This is a genomic window from Amycolatopsis sp. A133 (assembly GCF_031082405.1).
Taxonomy (GTDB): domain Bacteria; phylum Actinomycetota; class Actinomycetes; order Mycobacteriales; family Pseudonocardiaceae; genus Amycolatopsis.
Window position 1 is genome coordinate 183,089 of record NZ_JAVHJU010000020.1, and the last position, 22,705, is coordinate 205,793.

General features: G+C 71.7%; 23 protein-coding genes. 14 read left to right on the forward strand and 9 right to left on the reverse strand.

All coding sequences use genetic code 11. The annotated features are described in order from the left end of the window. Positions 1–29 precede the first annotated feature (29 nt). Positions 30–674 (forward strand): HAD family hydrolase, encoded by a 645-nt coding sequence (locus tag Q5425_RS17355; RefSeq protein WP_308673302.1) that lies wholly within the window; start codon positions 30–32, stop codon positions 672–674. Here the strand turns inward: Q5425_RS17355 and Q5425_RS17360 are convergent. After that, the gene (locus Q5425_RS17360) at positions 667–1,284 is read right to left on the reverse strand and encodes a class I SAM-dependent methyltransferase (RefSeq protein WP_308673278.1); all 618 of its coding nucleotides are present in this window, start codon (positions 1,282–1,284) and stop codon (positions 667–669) included. The two genes, Q5425_RS17355 and Q5425_RS17360, sit on opposite strands and share 8 nt — an antisense overlap. A gap of 28 nt (positions 1,285–1,312) precedes the next feature. Beyond that, entirely contained in the window at positions 1,313–1,786 is a 474-nt protein-coding gene (locus Q5425_RS17365) for a carboxymuconolactone decarboxylase family protein (RefSeq protein WP_308673279.1), read from the reverse strand. Between the two features lie 157 nt (positions 1,787–1,943). Between Q5425_RS17365 and Q5425_RS17370 the strand changes: the two genes are divergently transcribed. Continuing rightward, positions 1,944–2,825, forward strand: a complete 882-nt coding sequence (locus Q5425_RS17370; RefSeq protein WP_308673280.1) for an RNA polymerase sigma-70 factor — start codon at positions 1,944–1,946, stop codon at positions 2,823–2,825. A gap of 1 nt (position 2,826) precedes the next feature. Here Q5425_RS17370 and Q5425_RS17375 read toward each other — a convergent pair whose 3' ends face one another. Then, positions 2,827–3,531 (reverse strand): alpha/beta hydrolase, encoded by a 705-nt coding sequence (locus Q5425_RS17375; RefSeq protein ID WP_308673281.1) that lies wholly within the window; start codon positions 3,529–3,531, stop codon positions 2,827–2,829. 122 nt (positions 3,532–3,653) lie between these two features. Between Q5425_RS17375 and Q5425_RS17380 the strand changes: the two genes are divergently transcribed. Next, positions 3,654–4,211, forward strand: coding sequence for a helix-turn-helix domain-containing protein (locus tag Q5425_RS17380; RefSeq protein WP_308673282.1), 558 nt, complete (start codon positions 3,654–3,656; stop codon positions 4,209–4,211). Between the two features lie 92 nt (positions 4,212–4,303). Continuing rightward, positions 4,304–6,310, forward strand: a complete 2,007-nt coding sequence (ligD, locus tag Q5425_RS17385) for a DNA ligase D (protein WP_308673283.1) — start codon at positions 4,304–4,306, stop codon at positions 6,308–6,310. 4 nt (positions 6,311–6,314) lie between these two features. Here ligD and Q5425_RS17390 read toward each other — a convergent pair whose 3' ends face one another. Further along, on the reverse strand, positions 6,315–7,301 hold the full coding sequence (locus Q5425_RS17390; RefSeq protein ID WP_308673284.1) for a hypothetical protein: 987 nt from the start codon (positions 7,299–7,301) through the stop codon (positions 6,315–6,317). A gap of 78 nt (positions 7,302–7,379) precedes the next feature. Next, positions 7,380–8,321, reverse strand: a complete 942-nt coding sequence (locus Q5425_RS17395; protein ID WP_308673285.1) for a glycoside hydrolase family 43 protein — start codon at positions 8,319–8,321, stop codon at positions 7,380–7,382. 128 nt (positions 8,322–8,449) lie between these two features. Between Q5425_RS17395 and Q5425_RS17400 the strand changes: the two genes are divergently transcribed. Beyond that, positions 8,450–9,547, forward strand: coding sequence for an AI-2E family transporter (locus tag Q5425_RS17400; protein WP_308673286.1), 1,098 nt, complete (start codon positions 8,450–8,452; stop codon positions 9,545–9,547). Positions 9,548–9,596: 49 nt separating this feature from the next. Here the strand turns inward: Q5425_RS17400 and Q5425_RS17405 are convergent, their stop codons facing one another. The 3 genes from Q5425_RS17405 to Q5425_RS17415 all read right to left on the reverse strand — a co-directional run bounded on the left by Q5425_RS17405 (position 9,597) and on the right by Q5425_RS17415 (position 11,290). After that, on the reverse strand, positions 9,597–9,950 hold the full coding sequence (locus Q5425_RS17405; protein ID WP_308673287.1) for a hypothetical protein: 354 nt from the start codon (positions 9,948–9,950) through the stop codon (positions 9,597–9,599). Positions 9,951–10,270: 320 nt separating this feature from the next. Continuing rightward, the gene (locus tag Q5425_RS17410; RefSeq protein ID WP_308673288.1) at positions 10,271–10,648 is read right to left on the reverse strand and encodes a hypothetical protein; all 378 of its coding nucleotides are present in this window, start codon (positions 10,646–10,648) and stop codon (positions 10,271–10,273) included. A gap of 300 nt (positions 10,649–10,948) precedes the next feature. After that, positions 10,949–11,290, reverse strand: a complete 342-nt coding sequence (locus Q5425_RS17415; protein WP_308673289.1) for a hypothetical protein — start codon at positions 11,288–11,290, stop codon at positions 10,949–10,951. Positions 11,291–11,558: 268 nt separating this feature from the next. Here Q5425_RS17415 and Q5425_RS17420 point away from each other — a divergent pair, with 268 nt between their 5' ends. Together Q5425_RS17420 and Q5425_RS17425 are read left to right on the forward strand one after the other, a co-directional pair. Then, positions 11,559–11,918 (forward strand): WGxxGxxG family protein, encoded by a 360-nt coding sequence (locus Q5425_RS17420; RefSeq protein ID WP_308673290.1) that lies wholly within the window; start codon positions 11,559–11,561, stop codon positions 11,916–11,918. Between the two features lie 868 nt (positions 11,919–12,786). Beyond that, positions 12,787–13,257: a hypothetical protein gene (locus Q5425_RS17425; protein WP_308673291.1), complete on the forward strand. Its 471-nt coding sequence runs from the start codon at positions 12,787–12,789 to the stop codon at positions 13,255–13,257. A gap of 151 nt (positions 13,258–13,408) precedes the next feature. Here the strand turns inward: Q5425_RS17425 and Q5425_RS17430 are convergent, their stop codons facing one another. Next, entirely contained in the window at positions 13,409–14,347 is a 939-nt protein-coding gene (locus tag Q5425_RS17430; protein WP_308673292.1) for a hypothetical protein, read from the reverse strand. A 194-nt stretch (positions 14,348–14,541) separates the two neighbouring features. On the opposite strand from Q5425_RS17430, the gene Q5425_RS17435 reads away from it, so the two are divergent. The 7 genes from Q5425_RS17435 to Q5425_RS17465 all read left to right on the forward strand — a co-directional run bounded on the left by Q5425_RS17435 (position 14,542) and on the right by Q5425_RS17465 (position 22,574). After that, positions 14,542–15,552, forward strand: coding sequence for a polysaccharide deacetylase family protein (locus Q5425_RS17435; RefSeq protein ID WP_308673293.1), 1,011 nt, complete (start codon positions 14,542–14,544; stop codon positions 15,550–15,552). A gap of 742 nt (positions 15,553–16,294) precedes the next feature. Next, positions 16,295–17,194 carry a DUF3152 domain-containing protein gene (locus tag Q5425_RS17440; protein WP_308673294.1) on the forward strand — a complete coding sequence of 300 codons (900 nt, stop codon included), beginning with the start codon at positions 16,295–16,297 and terminating at the stop codon, positions 17,192–17,194. A 63-nt stretch (positions 17,195–17,257) separates the two neighbouring features. Next, positions 17,258–18,592, forward strand: a complete 1,335-nt coding sequence (locus Q5425_RS17445) for an extracellular solute-binding protein (protein WP_308673295.1) — start codon at positions 17,258–17,260, stop codon at positions 18,590–18,592. Next, positions 18,589–19,494 (forward strand): sugar ABC transporter permease, encoded by a 906-nt coding sequence (locus Q5425_RS17450; protein WP_308673296.1) that lies wholly within the window; start codon positions 18,589–18,591, stop codon positions 19,492–19,494. The genes Q5425_RS17445 and Q5425_RS17450 overlap by 4 nt, the downstream gene beginning before the upstream one ends. Continuing rightward, positions 19,491–20,321 (forward strand): carbohydrate ABC transporter permease, encoded by an 831-nt coding sequence (locus tag Q5425_RS17455; protein ID WP_308673297.1) that lies wholly within the window; start codon positions 19,491–19,493, stop codon positions 20,319–20,321. Before Q5425_RS17450 ends, Q5425_RS17455 begins: the two co-directional genes overlap by 4 nt. 281 nt (positions 20,322–20,602) lie before the next feature. Then, positions 20,603–21,454, forward strand: coding sequence for a geranyl diphosphate 2-C-methyltransferase (locus Q5425_RS17460; RefSeq protein WP_308673298.1), 852 nt, complete (start codon positions 20,603–20,605; stop codon positions 21,452–21,454). 10 nt (positions 21,455–21,464) lie between these two features. Continuing rightward, positions 21,465–22,574, forward strand: a complete 1,110-nt coding sequence (locus Q5425_RS17465) for a family 2 encapsulin nanocompartment cargo protein terpene cyclase (RefSeq protein WP_308673299.1) — start codon at positions 21,465–21,467, stop codon at positions 22,572–22,574. Positions 22,575–22,705: the final 131 nt, after the last annotated feature.

The following is a 22,705-nucleotide window of genomic DNA, read 5'->3' on the forward strand; positions in this document are numbered from 1 at the left end:
CCGAGGAGACCACCATCGCCACCGCGGTCCTGTTCGACGTCGACGGCACGCTCGTCGACTCCAACTACCTCCACGTCCACGCCTGGCGCCGGGCGTTCCACGCACTGGACCGGGAGGTCGACTCCTGGCGCGTGCACCGCGCGATCGGCAAGGGGTCCGGCAAGCTGCTGAGCACCCTGCTGGGCGACGAAGACGCCGCCCGCATCGGCGACGAGGCGAAGGAGCTGCACAGCCGCTTCTACCTGGAAACGGCCGACCTGCTGCGGCCGTTCGACAAGGCCCCCGACCTCCTTCGCACCCTGGCCGGGCGCGGGATGCGCGTCGTGCTGGCGACGTCGGCGGCGCCGGACGAGCTCAAGGAACTGCGCCGGGTCCTCGACGTCGACGACGTCATCGCCGGCATCGTCTCCGGCGACGACGTCGAAGCGACCAAACCCGACCCGGAGCCGGTGCTCGCCGCCCTCGAGAAGGCGGGGACCGCACCGGAGGACACGATCTTCGTCGGCGACGCGGTCTGGGACGTCCACGCCGCCAAGAAAGCCGGCGTCCGCACGGTCTCGGTGCTCTCGGGCGGCGTCGGCGCGGCGGAGCTGACCGAGGCCGGCGCGGTCGCGGTCTACGACGACGCCGCCGCCCTGCTGGCCGGGCTCGACGAGAGCGTGCTGATCAGCTGACCTTGCGGGCGACCAGCCGTTCCACCAGCCCGAGCTTGAACCGCTCCCGCCGTTCCACCGGCACTCCCAGCGCCTCGACGAGCTTCAGCGGCCGCCGCCGGAAGTGCTCGCCGGCCAGCGGGACGCTCGCCAGCTCGACCAGCCGCTGCAGACCGCGCACCACCCACGACGACGACACGACGTGGTCGACCAGGATCAGCCGCCCACCGGGCCGCAGCACCCGCACCATCTCCCCGACCGCGGCCGCCGGGTCGGGGATGACGCAGAGCCCGAAGGTGCACAGCACGGTGTCGAACGAGGCCCCGTCGAACGGCAGCCGGTGGGCGCTGCCCTGGCGCAGCGTCACCGGGCGGCCGAGCCCGCGGGCGCGGTCCCGGGCGATGGCGAGCATCCCCTCGCTGAGGTCGAGGCCGGTGATCGTCACCTCCGCGGGGTACCACGGGAGGTTCAGCCCGGTCCCGACCGCGACCTCCAGGACCTCGCCCGAGGCCTGGCCGCAGGCCCACTCCCGCGAGTCGCCGAAGAGCCGGCGGTCCCAGCCGCTCATCTCCGCGTCGTAGGTCGTGGACTTGCGGTCCCAGTACCGGCGCCAGCGCTCCGCCTTCGTCATGTGCCCAGCGAAGCACGAACCGGCGTCGTCAGCCGGACATCCCGGGCTCGTAACTGCCGCCCTTCTGGTGGACGATCACCGCGAGCCGGTTGGCCGAGTTCATCTGCGCGACCAGGGCGACCAGCGCGGCGGTCCGGTCGTCGTCGTAGTGCTTCCGCACGCGGGCCCAGGTGTCGTCGGAGACGCCCGGGGCGGCGTCGGCGATCCGGGTGCCTTCCTCGGCCAGTGCCAGCGCGGCCTGCTCGGCCTCGGTGAACACGGTGGCCTCCCGCCAGGCGGCCACCAGGTTGATCCGGGCCGGGCTCTCCCCGGCGGCCGCGAGCTCCTTGGTGTGGATGTCGACGCACCAGCCGCAGCCGTTGATCTGGCTGACGCGCAGCGACACCATTTCCTGGGTGACCTTCTCCAGCGGTGACTGGATGATCGCCAGGCTCGCGGTGCCGAACCGCTTGGCGAACTTCGCGCCGATCTCGTTGTCGGTCAGGGTGAAACGGGCTTCCATGGCTTCGTCCTCGTTCGTGGTCTGGCGTTCCGGACGACCATGGGATGCCGGCGGCCCCGGTCCCCGTGACAACCGGGGCCGGTGACGACGGTCACTGTCACACCTCGGCGGTGCCCGGCATCTGAAGGGGACACCGAGAACCCGGAGGAGCCGCCCCATGGCCGATGCCGCCACCGAAGCCTTCCTCGCCCACCGCACCCTGCTGTTCACCGTCGCCTACCAGCTGCTCGGCTCGGCCGCCGACGCCGAAGACGTCCTGCAGGAGACGTGGCTGCGCTGGGCGGGCGTGGACCTCGCCGTGGTGCGGAACCAGCGCGCGTACCTGGTCCGGATCACCACCCGCCAGGCGCTGATGCGGCTGCGGGCGCTCGGCAGGCGCAAGGAGTCCTACGTCGGGCCGTGGCTGCCCGAGCCGCTGCTGACCGCGCCCGACGTCGCCGAAGACGCCGAGCTGGCCGACAGCGTGTCGATGGCGATGCTGCTGGTGCTGGAGACGCTCACCCCGGCCGAGCGGGCGGTGTTCGTGCTGCGCGAGGTGTTCGACCTGGGTTACGAGGAGATCGCCGAAGCCGTCGGCAAGAACCCCGCGGCCGTCCGGCAGATCGCGCACCGGGCCCGCTCCCACGTCGCCGCGCGCCGTCCGCGCGGCGCCGTCTCGCCGGCGGCGACCCGGGACGCCCTCGGAGCGTTCCGGCGCGCCGTCGAGACGGGCGACCTGCGGGAGCTGCTCGACGTCCTCGCCCCGGACGTCGTGTTCCTCGGCGACGGCGGCGGGGTCGTGCCGGCGGTGCTCTCCCCCGTCTGCGGGGCCGGCGACGTGGCCCGCCTGCTGACCGCCGGGCTGGGCCACCTCGCCGCCGCCGGCACGCTGGAGGCGGCCCAGGTCAACGGCTACCCGGCGCTGATCCTCCGTCGCGGCGGCGAGGCCGACACGGTCCTGGCGGTCCGCATCGACGACGGCCGCGTCACCGGGCTTTATGCCGTGCGCAACCCCGAAAAGCTGTCCCGCCTGGACGAGGCGACCACCCTGTGCCGCTGAGTCACTCGACGTGCGCCGCCGCGGCGAGGATCACCTCGGCGACGACCTCGGGCTGGGACACCGCGACCGCGTGCGAGGCGTCGATCCGGCGGACCGTCGACGACGCGCGCTCGGCCATGAACTCCTGCGCCGCGGCCGGGATCGCGTTGTCCTGGTTGGCGACCAGCGTCCACGACGGCAGCTTCGTCCACGCCGGGGTGCCCTCGAACGGAGCGGCCAGCGCTTGCTGCGCGACCGGCCGCTGGGTCACCGCCATGACCGCCGCGGTGGCCGCGGGCACGTCGGCGGCGAAGACCTCGGCGAAGTCCGCCGGCTTGATCGACAGCTCGGGCTCGCCGTTGTGCTCCAGGACGTTCGTGGTCTCCGGGCCGAGCTTGGCGCCCGGGTAGCGGCCGGACAGCTCGAACACGCTCTCCCCCGCGTCGGGCTGGAACGCGGCGATGTAGACCAGCGCGCGGACGTTCGGCGTCTCGGTGGCCGCGCGGGTGATCAGCGCGCCGCCGTAGGAGTGACCGGCCAGGACCACCGGGCCGGCCACGCTGTCGACGACGTCCTTCACGTAGGCCGCGTCGGATTCGACGCCGCGCAGCGGGTTCGCCGCCGCCACGACCGGATAGCCCTGCTCCTGCAGCTTCGCGATCACGCCGGTCCAGCTGGACGAGTCGGCGAACGCGCCGTGGACCAGGACGATGGTGGGCTTGCTCATGGCTGGCTCCTTCAGAGAGAACGATCGGTCTTTCTGCTAGCTACCCTGGCTTAAAGGGGCCGCCGTGGCAATGTGACGAAGCCGATCTGGCAGAACGATCGGTCTTTCTCTATGCTGCCGGGATGAGGACTGTCGAGCCGCACCCGAAGGACCGGCTGCTCGCGACCGCCGCCCGGCTCTTCTACGCCGAGGGCATTCACGCCGTCGGCGTCGAACGCCTGGTCTCCGAGGCCGCCGTGACCCGGGCGACCTTCTACCGGCACTACCCCACGAAGGACGACCTGGTCGCCGCCTACCTCACCGCGACCAGCCGGCAGATCCGCGCGGCCGTCGCCGCGGCGCGGGCGGGCAAGCCGCCGCGCGAGGCACTGGCCGACACGATGGCCGTGGTCGGCGACGCCACCTGCGGCGAAGACTTCCGTGGCTGCCAGTTCCTCAACGCCGCCGCCGAATACCCCGACCCCGAAAACCGGGTGCGCGCGGTCATCGACGACCACCGCAAGTGGTTCTTCGACGTCCTGCGCGAGCAGGCGGCCGCACTCGGCCACCCCGAGCCTGATCACGCGGCGCGCGTGCTCGTCCTGCTGCGCGACGGCGCCCTGCACGGCGGCGAACTCGACGAGCCCGAGAAGGTCCGCACGACGCTGCGCCGGGCCGTCGACGACTTCCTGCCTGGCTGAGAACAGGCGTTCAGGCCACGTTCACCTGCATAAACCCAGCAAAACTAGGCCGAACGGGTTACCTTGGGCGCGTGAGGTGACGGAGGTCCGAGATGGCGGCAGACGAGGCGTCCCGCGTCCCGGCCTGGGTGGAGCCGATGCTCGCCAAGGCCGACGGCGGACGGCTGCGCAGCGGCCGGGAGTGGGCCTACGAGTACAAACTGGACGGCTACCGGGCGTCCATGCAGATCGCCCCGGACGGCACCACCGTGCTCACCAGCCGCAACAACATCGACTTCACCGCGGAGTTCGCCGAGCTCGCCGGCGTGCTCGCCCCCGCGCTGGACGGCCGCGCCGCCTACCTCGACGGCGAAGTCGTCGTCTACGGCGAAGACGGCCGGATCGACTTCGAGCGGATGCAGGAGCGCCGCGGCCACTACGTCCGCCACCAGAACGGGCCGAAAGGCCTTGAGTTCAAGGACGCCCCGGTCCGGTTCCTGGCCTTCGACCTCCTCCGGCTCGGGGACCGGAGCCTCCTGTCCACACCGTACGACGAACGCCGCCGGCTGCTGGACGAGCTCCCGATGCCCGACCCGTACCGCGTTTCGGTGGTCCGCGCGGTCACCTTCGACGAGCTCGCCGCCGACCGCCGCACACCCGAAGACTTCCTCGCCCACGCCGCGTCCGCCGGGTACGAGGGCGTCGTCGCAAAGCTGCGGTCGTCGGCCTATGTGCCCGGGCAGCGGCCGGATTCGTGGCTCAAGCACCCGCTGATCCGGACGCAGGAGGTGATCGTCTGCGGCTGGCGGCCCGGGCAGCGCAGCTTCACCGGCACGCTCGGCGGGCTCCTGCTGGGCGCGCACGACCCCGCCACCGGTGATCTCGTGTACATCGGCGACGTCGGCACCGGGTTCAGCCAGGCCACCCGCGCCGACCTGCAGGCGCAGCTGCAGGCCATGGAGCGCCGGACGCACCCGTTCGTGACGACGCCGCCGCGGGAGGACACCGCCCGCGCCCGCTGGGTCGAGCCGCGCCTGGTGGGCGAGATCGTCTACCGCCAGTTCACCCGCGCCGGACGTGTCCGCCACACCGCCTGGCGCGGCCTGCGCCACGACAAGGACCCGGCGGAGGTCCTGGCGCCGCGCGCGGTTCCGCACGAGCCCGCCGTCCCGCCTTCGTCTCCGTCTCCGTCTTCGCCTGCGCCCTCGCCCTCGCCTTCGCTCGAGCCGGCAGGGCAGCGGATCACCGTCCAGGCGGGGAACCGGCGGCTCACCCTGTCCAATTTGGACAAGGTGCTGTACCCGGCGGACGGGTTCACCAAGGGCGAGGTGATCAACTACTACTCCCGCGTCGCGGCGGTGCTGCTGCCGCACCTCGCCGGGCGGCCGGTGACGTTCATCTGCTACCCGAACGGCGTCGACGGCCAGAAGTGGTTCGAGAAGAACGTCCCGAACGGCGCCCCGGCGTGGTTGCGCACGGTGCGCCTGGCCGGCACCGGCGGCACGATCGACTACCCGCTCCTGGACGATCTCCCGGGCCTGGTGTGGGCGGCGAACATGGCGGCGCTCGAGCTGCACGTTCCCCAGTGGACGGTGCAGTCGGGCGACCGGCGGCCCCCGGACCGGCTGGTGTTCGACCTGGATCCGGGGCCGGGCACGACGATCGTCGAGTGCTGCCGGGTGGCCGAGCGCCTGCACGAGGTCCTCACCGCGGACGGCCTGACCCCGTACGCGAAGACGTCGGGGTCGAAGGGGATGCAGCTGTACTGCGGAATCCGCACGCAAGACCCGGCGGCCCCGTCGGCCTACGCCAAGCGGCTCGCCCAGCGGCTGGCCCGCGAGACACCGGAAGCGGTGACGGCGGTGATGGCGAAGGCGCAGCGCCCCGGCCGGGTGTTCATCGACTGGAGCCAGAACAACCCGGCGAAGACCACGGTGGCCCCGTATTCCCTGCGCGGCCGTGACCACCCGACGGTCTCCACCCCGGTGACGTGGGACGAGGTCCGGGCGTGCCGCCACGTGACCCACTTGACGTTCACGGCCGACGAGGTCCTCGACCGCATCGACGAGCACGGGGACCTGCTCGCCGAAGTGGCCGGGACCTGCGCACCGCTGCCCTGAAGGGTTAGTCCCGCCGCAGAAGGCGCTTCGCCTTGCCGGCCAGCCCATGCACCCTCGACGGCCGCGAGTCGTCTGGCGGCGAAACGTATTCCCGGCGCGGCGCGGTCTCCGGCCGCGGCTGGGGCACACCGGAGGTTTCCGCCTCCGGAGGGCGTGCATGCCTGGGTTGCTGCGGAACGCCGGTGGCCTGCGGCTGGGCGCTCGCATCCCCGGCCGGGTGCTGTTGCGGCGCTTCGGCAAACCAATCCGGTGCGGCGGCTTCCGCCGGCTGAACCGCATGCCTGGGCTGCTGCGGAACCTCGGAGGTTCGTGGCTGCGAACCTTGACCCTCGACGGGGTGCCCTTGCGGCACTGCGTAAACCTGTTCCGGCGCGACATTCCCGGCCACCGGCTGCGCCTCACCCCGCGGCACCGGCGGAACCTCGGCCGGCGCGGAGGCCTGTTCCGGCATCACCGGCTGCGCCCCAGCCTCCGACACCGCCGGAACTTCAGCCGGCGCCGAAGCCTGCTCCGGCATCACCGGCTGGGCCTCATACCGCGGCACCTCCGCCGGCGCCGAAGCCTGCTCCCACATCACCGGCTGCGCCCCACCCTCCGACACCGCCGGAACCTCCGCCGGCGCCGAAACCCCCGGCTGCTCCCCTTCCCCCACCTCCACCGGCCGCGGAGCGGGGATCTCCCCCGCGATGACCCCCGCCTCCGGCACCGCAGCCTCCCGCGGCGGATCGGCCGGACCGGCCGGACCGCCCAGATCGGCCGGCTCCCCCGCGCGGCCCGGCGTCCCACCCGGACCACCCCGGTGCGCCAGCATCTCCGGTGTGATCGCCGGTGTCATCAGCGGCGTGTGCGCGGCGTCGGCGTTCGGCGTCGCCGGCTCGCGGGCCACCGGGTAGCGGGCCAGCGGGTCGTCCTCCACGGCACGGTGGCTCCGGAGGAGCCCGCAGCACCCCAGCAATCCGAGCAAGCCCGCCAATCCCCACCACACCGTCATGTCGCTCCTCCGTTTCCTCACCCCCGGATATCCGGCCGCCCGCTGCCCAACCGGAGCGTTACCCGGGTGGGTGACACTTCAGCCCAGCTTCGGCACGTCTCCCGGGAACGTGATCGGCAGCTCGTACAGGCCGCGGGCGATGCGGCCGCCGCCCAGCCAGCCGTGGAAGAAGATGTGGCCGTCCACCACGTCGGCGCCGCCCGGGGCGTCCACCTTGCCGCCGAGCAGGTCGGTCGACAGGAATTGCGCGTCGGCTTTCACGAAGGCGCCGCCCAGCGTCGGCGCGGTCGCGTAACACGTGTGGTAGCCCGTGCTCTGGAACGTGTCGGCCGAGTAGAACAGCACATAGCGGGACGGCGTCTTCACCACCGAAGGCGCCTCGACGATCGCCTTCTCGGCCGTGAGGTCCGCCCGCAGCAGCTCGGTGCGCGGGCCGTCGAGCGTGCGTCCGTCGGCCTTCAGCTTCTGCACCCAGATCGCCGACGGCGGCCCGGTGGCCACGCCGTCGCTCTTGTAGAGCAGGTAACGGGATCCGTCCGCGTCGACGAAAGTCTGCGGGTCGATGTCGCCGTGGTCTCCCGGCACGCACACCAGCGGGCGGTCGCCGGCCGGGGTGTACGGTCCTTCCGGTTTCTTTCCCGTCGCCGCGCCGAGGCACATCTCGCCGTCAGCCGTCTGGGCGGCCGCGAAGTACAGCACGTACGTGCCGTCCGCCAGCTGGGTGACGTCCGGTGCCCAGAACCCGCCGTCCGGCTTCGCCCACGCGGGGACGGCGGCGAGCGCGTCACCCGTGACGCGCCAAGGTCCTTCCGGGGCCGGGGCAGTGGCGAACGGAATCCGCGTCGTCCCCGTGCCCGTCGAAAACGCGAAGTACCCTGCGGCGGTCTTGACGACGTCCGGATCGGGGAAGTCCTGGTTGATCAGCAGCCGGGGCGCGCTGGCGGCCGCGGCTTCCGGGCACACCGCGAAGGCGGCCACCACGGCGATGACGGGACCGAGCAGGAGACTCCTGAAGCTCATAGGCGATTTTGGTGACACCCCGCAGGGTCCGGCAACGGCAGGCGGACGCCGTCACCGGGAAGCGTGGACTTGCCCCCGCGCCCCGATCGGGTGGATTTGCCCGGGTCGCGCCGGGTAGCCGCCGTCTCATGCACACAACGAGCGGCCGCGGGGCTTACCGCGCCGGACACCCCGTCGGCGAGGCCGAGGGCGCGGCGGCCCGGCAGCGGAAGCCGTTGGGTGCGCCGGGAAAACCCCTCGACCGCCGGTCGCCGTTCTTCACCGGGATGCTCGCCGCGGCCGGGGTGGTCGTCACGGTCGCGGTCGTCGAACTCGTCCTCGCGGCCTCCGACGTGCTGCTCCTGATCGGCATCGCGTTCTTCCTCGCGGTCGGGCTCGAACCGGTGACCGCCCGCCTCGCGCGCCGGGTGCCCCGCGCGCTCGCCGCCGCCGTGGTGGTCGTGACCGGGCTGGCCGTCCTCGGTGGCGCCGTCGCCGCGGCCGCCGTCCCCGTGGCCGCTCAGGCGTCGCAGCTGCGGGACGGCGCTCCGCGCTACCTGACCATGTTGCGCGACCCGGGCACCCTGCTGGGCCGAGCCAACGAAACCTTCGGCCTCGAAGCCGCCGTCCGGTCGATCCACCTGACGGACGTGGCGAAGTCGGTCGCCGGGCTGCTGGGTGACGCCGCGATCGTCGTGGTGCTGGCCACCTACTTCGTCGCCGACTTCCCGCGGATCCGCACGGCGCTCTACCGGCTGGCGCCGCGCTCGCGGCGGCCGCGGGTGATCCTGATCGGTGACGCGGTGTTCCGGAAGGTGGGGGCGTACCTCGTCGGCAACGTCGTGGTGTCGCTGATCGCGGGCGTGGCGACGTTCGTCTGGCTGTCGGCGTTCGGCGTACCCTACTCGCTCGTGCTCGCGGTGCTCGTCGCCGTCCTGGACCTGGTGCCGGTGGCCGGCTCGGTGGCGGCGGGGGCCGGCACGAGCCTCGTCGCGCTCACCGTGTCGATGCCGGTCGGGCTCGCCACATTGGGCTTCTTCGTCGGCTACCGGCTGCTGGAGGACTACGTGCTGCTGCCGAAGATCGTCGGCCGCGCGGTCCGGATCCCGGCGCTGGTCACCGTCGTCGCGGTGCTGCTCGGGTTCGAACTGCTCGGCGTGGTCGGCGCGTTCGTCGCGGTGCCGGTCGCGGCCGCGGTGCTGCTCGTCGTGCGCGAAGTGGCCGTGCACCGGCTCGACCGGACGTGAAAAAACCGCCGCGCGGGGCGCACCCCACGCGACGGTCCGACCGGGAGGGTCAGTTGCCCTGAGCGGTCCCGCCGTCGGCGATTTCACCGGCGGCGCAGTTTTCCGGGTTCTGGCCCTCGGCCTCGTGCTCGCCCGGGGAGAGCACCGGGATGCCGATGCCGTTGAGCGAGTCGTGGATCGGGACCTGGACGCCGAGCACGTTGATGTCGTTCTCGCAGACACCGGCGACCACGTTCAGGTTGTGCACCGCGTCGAGGTTCTGCACGTTGCCGATCAGGCCGAACTGGTCGCTGGAGTCGACCGGGTGGCCCGCGACGCTGACGTCGGACGCGGACGCGGACCCGCCGAGCACCGCCATCCCGGCGGCGAGGGCGGTGGCGACGAAGCCGAGCTGCTTGATCACGGGGAAAATACTCCTTCTGGGTACCCACCGGACGATCCGGCGGGGGATGGGGGAAAGAAACGGGCCCGGCTTCGGTTCGCCGGGCCCGGAAAAGTCCGTTGTGGTGCGCTCCTGCCGGGTGGGACCGGCGCACTTCTCCAGCGTCGTGCGCCCGTCCCACCCGGGTCGGCGCCGTCCGGCGTCGCGGCGTGGCCGGGACGCGGAGCCGGAGTGTGCAGCTCGTTCCTGTTCCGGGCACGGCCGACGTCGTCGCCGGCGGCCGGATTTCCGCGCCCGGACCGGCTTCCGCACGCACAGCAGGCCGGTCCGGGCGCGGAAGATCAGTGACCCTGGCTCGTGCCGCCGTCGGCGAGGCCGCCCGACGCGCAGTTCTCCGGGGACTCGCCGCTGGCCTCGTGCTCGCCCGGCGACAGGACCGGGATGCCGATGCCGTTGAGCGAGTCGTGGATCGGCACCTGCACGCCGAGCACGTTGATCTCGTTGTCGCACACACCGACCACCGCCTCGACGTTGTGCAGCACGTCGGTGTTGTTCAGGTTCACGAGGCCGACCTGGCCGGTGTGGTCGTAGCCGCCGTAGTGGTGGCCGTGGTGGTGCCCGTGGTGGTGACCGTCCGGGGTGTCGGCCGCGGCGATGCCGCCGGCCAGGAACGCCCCGGCCGCCGCGGTGGCCGTGACGAACCCGATCTTCTTCAGCATGGGTTTGCTCCTCGGTGAATTTCGGAGAACGGGACGGCAGTGAAGGTGTGTTTTTCGTCCCGTGTGGGGGAAACGTACTGATGCCGCGACGGTGTTTCCACTTCGTGCCACCATCGTGTGGGTACCGCAAGCCGCTGACCGCGCCGAGTGTGGTCCGATCGGGTTAATTGCGATCCTGTTCGGCGACAGGTTCTTTCCCCACTCTCCCCCTATATCTCTTGCGAGGCAAGGGAAAGAACCCGGGTATGCGAAAGAGCCCTGCGCGGTGGTGACGGCGCAGAGCTCTTTCGCGTCGGTTTCCTATCCGGGCCAGGCCTCGGCTTCGGCCGTGAGCGCGGTGGTCACGTCGATCTCGCCCGACCGCACCCGCCACGCGAGCGAGTCCGGCCGTGGCTGCAGGAGGTGCCACCCGGCGACGTCTTCGTCGCGGTAGCAAGGGTTTTCGTCGTCGCCGATGCCCAGCGCGGCGAAGTACTGGCGGGCGGGCCAGGTTTCGGGAACCCAGGCGCGGGCCCAGCGCACGACGATCCTGGCGAGGTCGTTTCGGCCGTCCGCCGGGTGGATCAGGCGGTCGCCGGTGGTGCAGATCAGGCGTGGTGTGAAGGTCGCGCCGAGCGGCGCGACGACGAGTTCAGTGTTCATTCCTCCCCCGGTCCACGGCGGTGGACGGTGTTTCCCGGCTCGGATGCGCGGCTGCGCGAAAAAAGGGAGGACGGCCGGAGGCGGACGTGCGCACACAGCGCGCCCTCGCACGGCTCGGGCTCGAACCGGAAGCCATCTTACAAAGGCCGGAAAAGCGGCGGAAACCGGGTCCGGCCGTCTTCGCTCGTTTCCGTGACAGCGCGAGTGAACCCGGGCAACGGGGGTACGCCGTCGAAGACCGACTGCCCGACCGGAAGGAAGAACCGAGATGAACAAGGTGGCGAGGAATCTCTGCTGCACCGGCGTCGCGGCCGCGGCGATCGCGCTGACGGGGGCGGTGCCCGCATCGGCGGCACCGGCCCTCGCGACGCCGGCGTGGCACCAGCAGACCGACGACGACGGCACGCACCACGACAACGCGCAGGACGACAACGACGACAACGGCCTGTGGGGCCTGCTCGGCTTGGTCGGGCTGCTGGGGTTGGCGGGGTTGGTGCGCCGCGACCCGAAGCCGGGCGCGATGGCGGGATACCCGGCGGCCCCTGCCGCCCCGGCCGCCGCCCCGACGAGCCCGCCGGCCAACACGTACCCGCCGGCCGAGCCGCGCCGGAACCCGCCGGGCGCCTGACGGCCGCCGGTAGCGCATGCCTGGTCCCCACCGGCACTACCGAGCCGGTCCTCACCGGACGCTGGAGCGTCGACGGCACCGCACCCCCGGCCTCCGCCGGATTTCGCAGCAGCACGGATCGCGCCCGTCGGCTCTCCGCCGCAGCAGAGCGTGCCGCCAGCACGCTCCCGGTCCTCACCGGACGCTCGAGCACCACCGATACCCTCCACCCGGCCCCCACCGGGTGCCCGAGTGACCATGGTGCCCCGCACCGCGGCTCCCCCTCCTCTTCGCGCAGAACGTCCCGGCGCCGTCGGCGTCGGGACGTTCTGCGTTTCCTCTCCGAATGGCGCCCAGTTCTCGGGTCTCGGCACCGAGAAGACCGAGAAGACCGAGAAGACCGCTGCGACCGCGGAGACCGCGGGTGCGGCCGGAACACCGGCCCCGCGGCCGCCCGTCAGATTAGCGAAACGCCCCCTGCGCGAGAAGCGCTTTTGCATCGTAACCTACTTAAGAGTGGCGTTCCGACCCACTGGCAAACGGGCATGATTACCCATCATACGTTTCCAGAAACCTCACGTTCGGGTGAAAGTCCCGTCTCACCCGAAACTGGTACCGATCGCACCTTCGGTGAAGAAAAGCGGAGCGATTCATCCATCCATGGTAATCGTCGAACACGAAAGAGTGGCAACCTCACTGAATGTAGCCGAAGTGCAAAACGGCTGAACACGTGCTTCACGCGAAGTCGATGTTTGTCGGCGGCAACCCGCCGGACCGTACACCGTGCGAAACCGGCCACCTCGCCGACGCGCGGGCATCCACTCGCGTTATCGCCGATCGGCGATCACGATGATCGCAGTCGGCATCGCACAATCCGGAGGAGTACGACATGAAAAGTGCACTGACCCGAGCGATCACGGTGTTCGTCACCGCGGCCGCGGTGACCCTGACCGGGGTGGGTGTGGCGACGGCGGGCGGCCCCGGTGGCAGCGGATCGTCGAGCACCACGAGCGCGGCGGCCGAGGTCCAGGGCCTGCGCGACCAGCTGGTGTCGCGGGCGGACAGCGGCGACGTGTCCGGCACGCAGGCCACCCTGGGCAAGCTGGACCCGCTGCTCACGGATCTGGCCCAGGGCAACCGGTACACGATCCAAGCCGCGGCCAAGGACAGCGCGGCCACGGCGCAGAAGGACAACGCCGAAGCGCGCAAGGGCGTCGACGAACTGGCCACCCAGCTGGAGTCCCGCCAGTCGCTGCCGCCGGTGTCGGCCCTGCTCAACGCGCTGCTCCAGCGAGTTCTGATCAGCCTTTCCGCTCTCGTGAACGACCTTCTCGGCGGGCTGCCCGTCGCGGCCCGCTAGGCCGGCCGCAACCCCGGACGGACAAGCCGGCGACGGCCCGGCGCGGCCCCCTCCCGCGCCGGGCTTTCGTCTTGCGCGGCCGGCGAAACGACAGCAGGCACGAAGAAGCCCGGTGCGGTGAACCGCACCGGGCTTCTTCGCTGCTGCGAGGCTATTCGTAGACGACGTAGGCGGGCGCCGGGTTCAGCGCCATGACCTCCTCCGGGCTCATCAAGGCCGCGCCGCGACGGGTGTCCTCCTCGAAGAACAGCTTGAACCCCGGCCGCACGTGGTCGGGCATGGTCGTCATCAGCGTCTTCCACGTCGCCTTCTTGGCGGCCGCCGAACCGATGCCGTCGACGACCTTGACGACCGAAACCCCGTGGTGCGGGAGCAGCAGCTGCTCGTCGCGCACCACGGACGCGGCGACCTGGTGGTAGATCATCACCTTGGCGGGCAGGCGGTGTGCGTCGGCCAGGCCCCCGAGGTAGCGGGCGACCTCGTCGAGCTCGGTGCCGGTCGTGCGGCCGAACTTCTTCCCCGGGATGACGCCGGGCTCCACCGCCCACTCGGGGTCGAGCGCGACGCCGACGTCGGGCTCGGTGAGCCAGCGTTCGTAGGACTGCACCTCGGGCAGGAAGTCGGCGCGGCCGGGCTGGATGTTCAGCAGCAGCAGGCCGTTCAGCGCCCGCGCGGCATCGAGGTACTCGCGGATGGTCGAATCCTCGCAGCGGCTGCGGAACATGCCGTCCGCGCCGGGCGAGCGGTGCACGGTGGTGGCGATCAGCTCGACGACCGGGGTGATCGGGCGTCCCGGCGGGAACGCTTCGATCCGCTGGCGCAGCGCGCGGCCCGCCTCCGCGAGGTCACCGGTCATGCGGCCGAGCGCCTTCGCGCCCGGGGCTCCGCAGTAGCCGACGAGGATGCCGGTCTCCAGTGGGTTCGGGGGTGGTGGCGGCGGGGCCGTGGAGGATGCCACGACCGGTACGGCCAGCGCCCTCCCCCGCTGCAGCGCCCCGCACGCGCTCGTGGCGAAGCCCGCGAGAGCGGCGGTGAGGACCAGGCGTCGATCGAAGTTTCGTTCGGCGGCGACCGCCTTTTTCGGGACCATCGCGGGGAAATACCCATTGGTGATCTTAACCAAACCCGTTTCCCGACGATCACCGAATCGTGCATGCGTCCATTTCGGACTCAGGCGCTCTGCCTGCGGAAACGCGCTTTTCCGGGTGGCGCCGGGCAATTCCGGTATCACCCGACCCGGTGGCCCGGCCCGCACCCGTCACGGGCCGGACGCACACTTCCGGCATGCGTTGCCTTTTCCGGTTCGGTGCCGGGTTCACCGCCCTCCTCGCCGTGGCAGCCTGTGGCGGTCCCGCGCCCGAGGCTCCGGCGCCCCCGGTGCCGTCGCAGCCGGCGCCGTCCGCCGCGCCGGTCCCCATCACGGCCGCCGCGGCCCGGCAGGTGGGCGCCGACGAGCTCGGCCGGGTGCCGGTCCTCATGTACCACCGCCTCGCCGCGCAGCCGCGGTCGGTCTACGACCGCACGCCCGCCGACTTCACCGCGGAGCTCGAGCGGCTCGCGGCCGAGGACTACGTCCCGGTCACCACCGCGGAACTGGTCAGCAGGCGGCTCGACCTGCCGGCGGGCGCGCACCCGGTGGTCCTGACCTTCGACGACGGCGACCCGAGCACGTTCAGCCTGACCCCGCAGGGACAACCGGCGCCGGGCACGGCGGTCCGGATCCTGCTGGACGTCGCCGCGGCGCACCCGCGGTTCCGGCCGGTCGCCAGCGTGTACGTCAACGAGCACCCGTTCGGCGGCGACCCGGACGGGCGGGCGCTGCGCTGGCTGGCCGAGCACCACTTCGAGATCGGCAACCACACGCGGCAGCACACGAACCTGCGCAAGGCCACGGAGAGCGCGGCGACGGCGGCGATCGCCGAGGGCGACGCCCTGATCCGCAAGGCGGTGCCGGGCTACCAGCCGACGACGCTGGCGTTGCCGTTCGGCAGCCACCCGCGGCGCGAGGAACTGGCGTTGCAGGGCCCGGGCTATTCCTACGGTGGCGTGCTGCTGGTGGGGGCCGGGCCGGCGCCGTCACCGTGTTCGGCCGAGTTCGAGCCGGGATCGATCCCCCGGATCCGCTCCCAGTCGGCGGGCGCGGAGGCGGCGTACGGGTCGGCGCATTGGCTCGACGAGCTGGGCAAGCCGGCCGGGCACCGCTACACCTCCGACGGCGACCCGGCGACGGTGTCGTACCCGCGGTCCGAGGGCGCTGTGGCGCCGGCGTGTGCGAGCGTGAGCCTTGCCTACTGAACGACACCCCCTGGCCCGCGTCGACTGGCTGCCCCAGCCGCGGCGCCGCCCGGAACCGCCCCGCGGGGTTCAGGCACCGAGGTCGCCCCGGATCCCGGCACCGGCGGCTCGGACGGTTCCGGCGGCACCCGCGCCCGCGGCTCCGGCGGTCCGGACAGCTCCGGAGACGCCGGCTCCGGTGGTGACGGCTCCCGTGGTGCCGGCTCCCGTGGTGCCGGCTCCCGTGGTGCCGGCCGACCCGCCGACCGCGCCGATCCCGGTCTGCGCGGCGCAGCTGGCTGCTCCGGCGGCTCCGGCCCCGGTGTCCGCGCCGGAGCCGCGGACCTCATCCGAGGCTGTGCCTTCGCTGGCACCTTTCCCGGCGGCTCCGGGCAATCCGGCAGGATCGGCACCGGAATCACCAAACTCGGCCGAAGCTGCGGCTCCGGTCCCGGCGGCCCAAGCTGCCTCGGCGGCACCCACCGCTCCGGCCGACGCACCAGCATCGGCAGAACCGACCTCGGCCAGGGCTGAGGCTCCGGTCCCGGCGGCTCAAGCAGCCTCGGCAACTCCAGCGGCTCCTGCCGACGCACCAGCATCGACACCTGAGCCACCCGCCCCGGCCTCCCAGGCAGCCCCGGCCCCGGCCGTCACGCCGAAGCCCTCGACCTCCACCGACGCAAGCACCCCGGCACCCCGGTCACCCCTCTCCACCCACGCTGCCGGAAAACCCCCGGCGATCTCGGTCGCCCCCGCGTTCTCCGTGGGTCCACCGGCGCCCCGGGTCCCGCGGGCACCGGCCACCATCCCCGAACCACCGCCCCTGCCCGCCCCACCCCCGCCGCCCAAGGCGGCGGCGGTCGCGTGGTGGCCGCCCGCCGTGCTGGTCTTCGCCGTTGCCCTTGCTCTCGCGCTTCTCCTCACCCCGCGAGCCGCCGAGCCGCGGCGGGTCTCCGGGGTCGCCTCGGCGCAGCCCACGACCGCGATTGCGACCGCGACTCCGGCTCCGCGCCCCGCTCCGGAACCGGCCGCGCTGCCCGATGGCGTTCCGGTCACCGAAACCGGGGCCGGGACCTGGCACGTCGTTCCCGGGCCGGGGGCGGACATCGGTACGGGCGAGAAAGTCCTCACCTACACCATCGAAGTCGAAGACGGTGTCGACGTTCCCGCGTTCGCGGCGGACGTCGACACGATCCTCGCCGACCCGCGCGGCTGGACCGGGCTGGGCGCCGTCACCTTCCGGCGGTTGAGCGAAAGCGCGGACACCGCGGACGTCCGGATCAGCCTGACCAGCCCCGGCACCGCCCGGCGCCCCGACCTCTGCGGCTTCACCATCCCCTTCGAGTCTTCGTGCCGCCTGGTCCGCGACCACCGGATCGTCGTCAACCTCGCCCGGTGGCTCCGCGGTGCCCACTCCTACGACGGCGACCTCACCGGCTACCGGGCCTACGCGATCAACCACGAGATGGGGCACGCCCTCGGCCTCGGCCACGTCGGCTGCCCGGCCGGCGGCGCGCCCGCGCCGGTGATGATGCAGCAGACCTTCGGGCTCTCCAACACCTACCTCGCGAACCTCAACCGCGCCGAACCCGGGGCCGCCTCGAAGGTCCGGCCCGACGGCGCCGTCTGCCGGCCCAACCCCTGGGTCACCGCACCGCAGTGAGCGCACCGGTTTGGCCCCTCACTCGAACGGGTACTTCCCCCGGTCTTCTGGGAGGGGTGCGCAATGGTGCGGAAACTTCTGGCCGGTGCGGGTGTGGTCCTGCTGCTCACGGGGTGCGGTGGCGTCGGCAGCGGCGGTGACACCGGCGCCGCGGCCACCCTGACGACGATGGGGTTCGGCCTCGGCGACGAGATCGCCACCACCCGGGCCGACCTGGCGGGCAAGGCGATCGCGCCGGCGACGGTGAAGATCGGCGGCAGCGCCTTCGACGCCCAGCAGTTCCTGGCCGCCGTCGCCTCGCACACACCACCGGACCTCGTCTACCTCGACCGGCAGCTGCTCGGCACCTACGCCGCCCGCGGCACCCTCGAGCCGCTGACCGACTGCATCGCCAAGCAGCGCATCGACGTCGGCCAATACCGGCCCGCCGCGCTGAAGGAAGTCACGCTCGACGGCAAGGTCTACGGCCTCCCGGAGTTCTACGACAACCGGATCCTGCTGGTGAACGACGCCGCCGTGGAAGCGGGCGGGCTCACGCCGCAGGACGTCTCCCCCGCCGACCGGGGCAAGCTCGCGACGGCCGGGCAGAAGCTGACCGCCCGCACGGGCTCCGGGCTGGCGCGCATCGGGTTCGACCCGAAGATCCCGGAGTTCCTCCCGCTGTGGGCCAAGGCCAACGGCGTGCAGATGCTCAGCGACGACGGCCGCACCGCGCACCTCGACGACCCGCGGCTGGCCGAAGCCGTGACGTACACCAAATCGCTGATCGACGCCCAGGGCGGCTGGAGCGCGGTGAAGGCGTTCCGCGATTCGTTCGACTTCTTCGGCGAGAAGAACCCGTTCAAGCAGGGCCAGCTGGCGGCCACCCTGATGGACGACTGGTACCTCAACGTCCTCGCCAACTACTCGCCGGACGTCCGGGTCTCCGCGGCGCCGTTCACCGACACCGCCGGCACCCCGATCGACTGGGTCACCGGCAGCGCCTGGGTGATCCCCGCCGGCAGCACCCACAAAGACCAGGCCTGCGCCTGGATCAAGACCATGACCGACGCGCCGACGTGGGTCGCCGCCGCCAAGGCCCGCGCGGAGAAGCGCAAAGCCGCCGGCAAGGCGTTCACCGGCGTCTACACCGGCAACCGCGTCGCCGATCAGGAGATCTTCGGCGGTCTCGTGCAGCTGAAGGACCGGCCCGCGTTGGACGCGGCCGTGCAGACGGTGCTGCGGGCGCAGGAAAGCGCCTTCACCATGCCCGCGTCCCCGGCCGGCTCCGAGTTCAAGACGGCCTGGCAGAACGCCGTCAACCGGGTGCTCTCGGGCGAGCAGCAGCCCGCCGACGCCCTGCGCCAGGCACAGCAGGAAGCCCAGCGGGCGCTGGACGCCGCGGTGGCGCACCGGTGAACCGGCGCCGCCGCGAAACCCTGGCCGCGTACGCCTTCTTGTCCCCTTGGATGATCGGCTTCGTCATCTTCATGGCGGTCCCGATGGTCGCCAGCCTGGTCCTCTCCTTCACCGACTACGACGCACTGCGCTCACCCGGCGCGGTGGGCTGGGCCAACTACCAGCGGCTCCTCGACGACCCGGCCGTGCGCAAGAGCCTGGTCAACACGCTGGTCTACACCGTCATGTCGGTGCCCGCGACGATGGCCGTCTCGCTCGCACTGGCCTCCCTGCTCACGCGGGCGGCGGGCCGGTCGGCCGGCTTCTTCCGCACGGTGTTCTACCTGCCCGAGATCACCCCGAAGGTCGCCGTGGGCGTGCTGTTCCTCATCCTGTTCAACGGCCAGGCCGGGCTGGTCAACGCCGTGCTGGGGCTGGTCGGCATCGATGGTCCACAGTGGAGCACCGACGGCCCCTGGGTGAAGCCGGGGCTGGTGCTCATGCACCTGTGGTCGGTGGGCAGCACGGTGGTGATCTACCTGGCCGCGCTGCGCGGCGTGCCGCGGGAGCTGTACGAGGCCGCCGAGCTCGACGGCGCGTCGGCGTGGCAGCGGTTCCGGCGGATCACCGTGCCGATGATCAGCGGGGCGCTCTTCTTCACCCTGATCGTCCAGACCATCGCGGCGCTGCAGTCGTTCGACGAGGCCTACACCGCGTTCTACGGCTCCGCGGCCTCGGCGACCTACAGCAACGACGCGGCGCTGTTCTACCTGATCTACCTGTTCCAGCAGGCGTTCGAGTTCCTGCACCTGGGGTACGCGTCGGCGATGGCGTGGCTGCTGTTCGTCGTGATCCTGGCGATCACGCTCGTGCAGGTGCGGCTGAGCCGCCGGTTCGTCCACTACGAAAGCGGTGACCGGTGACGGCGCGGCGCGCGCTCCGGTGGACGGCGCTGGCCGCGGCGACCGTGCTGTTCCTCTACCCGTTCTTCTGGCTGCTGAGCGCGTCGGTGAAGCCGCGCGCGCAGGTCTTCGACAACCTGCTGATCCCCCGGACCTGGGCCTGGGAGAACTACGTCGAGATCTGGCGGGCCGCGCCGGTCGCGGCGTGGTTCCTCAACAGCGTCGTGGTGTCGCTCGCGGCGGCCGTGGCCGTCACGCTGACGAGTTCGCTGGTGGCGTTCGGCTTCGCCTACTTCCGCTTCCCGGGCCGCAACGCGCTGTTCGGTCTGGTGCTGGCCACGATGATGCTGCCCGCCGCGGTCACGATGATCCCGGTGTACCTGATCTGGAACAGCGTCGGCCTGGCGCACACGCAGGTGCCGCTGTGGGCGGGCAACCTGTTCGGCAGCGCGTTCTACATCTTCCTGCTGCGCCAGTTCTTCCTCGGCCTGCCGCGCGAGGTGTTCGAAGCCGCTCGCGTCGACGGCGCGAACCACTGGACGCTGTTCTGGCGCATCGCGGTGCCGCTGTGCCGGCCGGCGCTGATCGTCAGTTTTGTGTTCGAGCTCAAGGCCAGCTGGTCGGACCTGCTCAAGCCGCTGATCTACCTGCGCGACCCGGCGCTGTACACGCTGCCGCGCGGGCTCAAGGCACTGTCCGACCAGTTCGGCCAGGCGGGCGAGCAGCGGTGGGAGATCGTGCTGGCCGGCAGCGTCATCACGACTGTGCCGCTGCTGATCGTGTTCTTCGTGGCGCAGCGCCACTTCCTCACCGGGATCACGACGGAGGGTCCCAGGCCCGCGCGGTGAGCGCGGTGCGCATCAGCCGGGCCGCGGCGGAAGGCCTGACACGGTCCGTTGCGCACCGTCATCCGGTCGGGTCGTCACCGATCTCGAACGGGGGGCCGAACTCCCGTCACCACCACCTCGGGCACGAGCGCCGCTGGGCCGGACGGGCCACGAAGTCCCAGCCCGAGTGAAGCTCCTTGTCCCTGTGAAACTCCCGCCACTAGCGTCTCCAGTGCAGGAATACCACCGCGCCACGTGCACAAACACTTGCCTGCCAAGGAAACGAACGAGGAGTGCCATAGATGACCGCTCTCGAGAAGCCCGTGACCCGGACCGCGTACCAGCAGTCGGTCGCCGACTACTGGAACGCGGAGAAGGATCCGGTGAACCTCCGGCTCGGCGACGTCGACGGCCTCTACCACCACCACTACGGCCTCGGCGACTACGACCCGGCCGTGCTCGAGACGCCGGCCGCCACCCGTGACGAAGCGATCATCGCGGAGATGCACCGGCTCGAGACCGCGCAGGCGGACGTCCTCCTCGACCACCTGGGCCCGATCGCGCCGGAGGACCGGCTGCTCGACGCCGGCTGCGGCCGGGGCGGCACGAGCGTCATGGCGCACCTGCGGTTCGGCTGCCAGGTCGACGGCATCTCCATTTCGGAGCAGCAGGTCGGGTTCGCCAACGAGCACGTGCGGCAGCGCGGGATCGACGGCTCGGTCCGCTACCACCTGCGGAACATGCTCGACACCGGCTTCGAATCCGGGGTGTTCCAGGGCATCTGGAACAACGAGAGCACGATGTACGTGGACCTGAACGACCTGTTCGCCGAGCACGCGCGGCAGCTCAAGCCGGGCGGCCGGTACGTGACGATCACCGGGTGCTACAACGACGTGACCGGCGGCCGGTCGCGCGCGGTGAGCCAGATCGACCAGCACTACATCTGCAACATCCACGCCCGGGGTGACTACTTCAAAGCGCTGGCCGCCAACGGGTTCGTGCCGATCAACGTCGTCGACCTGACCGCGGCGACGATCCCCTACTGGGAGCTGCGGGAGAAGTCGTCGGTCGCCACCGGTGTCGAAAAGCCCTTCCTGACCGCCTACCGCGAAGGCAGTTTCCACTACCTGCTCATCGCCGCCGACCGCGTCTGAGGCGGGCGGGGTGACCGGGGAGAGCACCAAGACCGCTTGTCCACAGTGGATCGGAGGGCGGCCCGCGGGGCTGTTCGGGCTCGGGACGTCGGCGGCGCGGATCGCGACCCAGTTCGCGCCGGCGCCGGGGCAGGACCCGGCGTACGCGTACCTGCCGTGGGGTGACGGCAGCGCATCGCCGTTGTACTGCCCCGTGCCCGGCCGCATCGACGACACGCTGGCGGCGGAGGTCGACCGGCGGCTGGTCGCGTGGGCGGAGGGCTGCGGGTTCACCGGCAAGGGCCTGGAGCAGATCGCCGGGGCGGGGTTCGGCAGGCTGGCGATGCTCGCCCACGCCGACTGCGACGACCCGGACCGGTTGCTCGTCGCAGCACAGCTCAACGCGGTCTGGTGGGCGGCCGACGACTACTACGCCGACGACAGCACGCTCGGCGCGGCACCGACCGAGCTCCCGCCGCGGCTGGCGCTCGTCATGGCGGCCATGGACCCGGTCGCCCCGGCCGGGGAATTCTCCGATCCCCTGGCCGAGGCGTTGCGCGCCGACCCGATCCTCGTCGGGCTGCACTCGGCCGTCGAGCACCTGGGCCGGCACGGCTCCCCGGTGCTCGTGCAGCGCGTCTGCTACGCGACGTTCTCGATGTTCGTCAGCTGGGACGCCTACGCCGCGTGGCGCCACACCGGTCGTTATCCGCCGGCGTGGGAGTACCTGGCGGCCCGTCAGCACGACAGCTTCTACACCTCGATGACCCTCGTCGACGCCGTCGGCGGCTACGAACTGGCCGCGCCGTTCTACTACGACCCGCGCGTGCGCGAGGCGATGATGCGGGCGGGGACGGCGTCGGTGCTGGTCAACGACCTCCACTCGGTGGCCAAGGACGCGGCCGACGAAAAACCGGTCTGCAACATGGTGCTGCAGATCGCCGCCGACCGCGGCTGTTCGCTCGACGAGGCGGTCGAGGCCACCGTCGCACTGCACAACAAGATGGTCCACGAGTTCGAGGACGGCCACCGGGAGCTGGCGGCCGTGCCCTCCCCGGAGCTGCAGCGGTTCCTCGTGGGTGTCCGTTCCTGGATGGGCGGCGGCTTCACCTGGCACGCCACCAATCCCCGCTACCAGTGATTGGGGTTCGTTGTGACTGTCACCGATCCGGTGGAATCCGAGCAGGTGCCCTCCAGCCTGGGCCGGGCGGCGGCCCGGACACTGGCCACGACGACCAAGTCGGTCCCGCAGATGCAGGGCATCTCCTCACG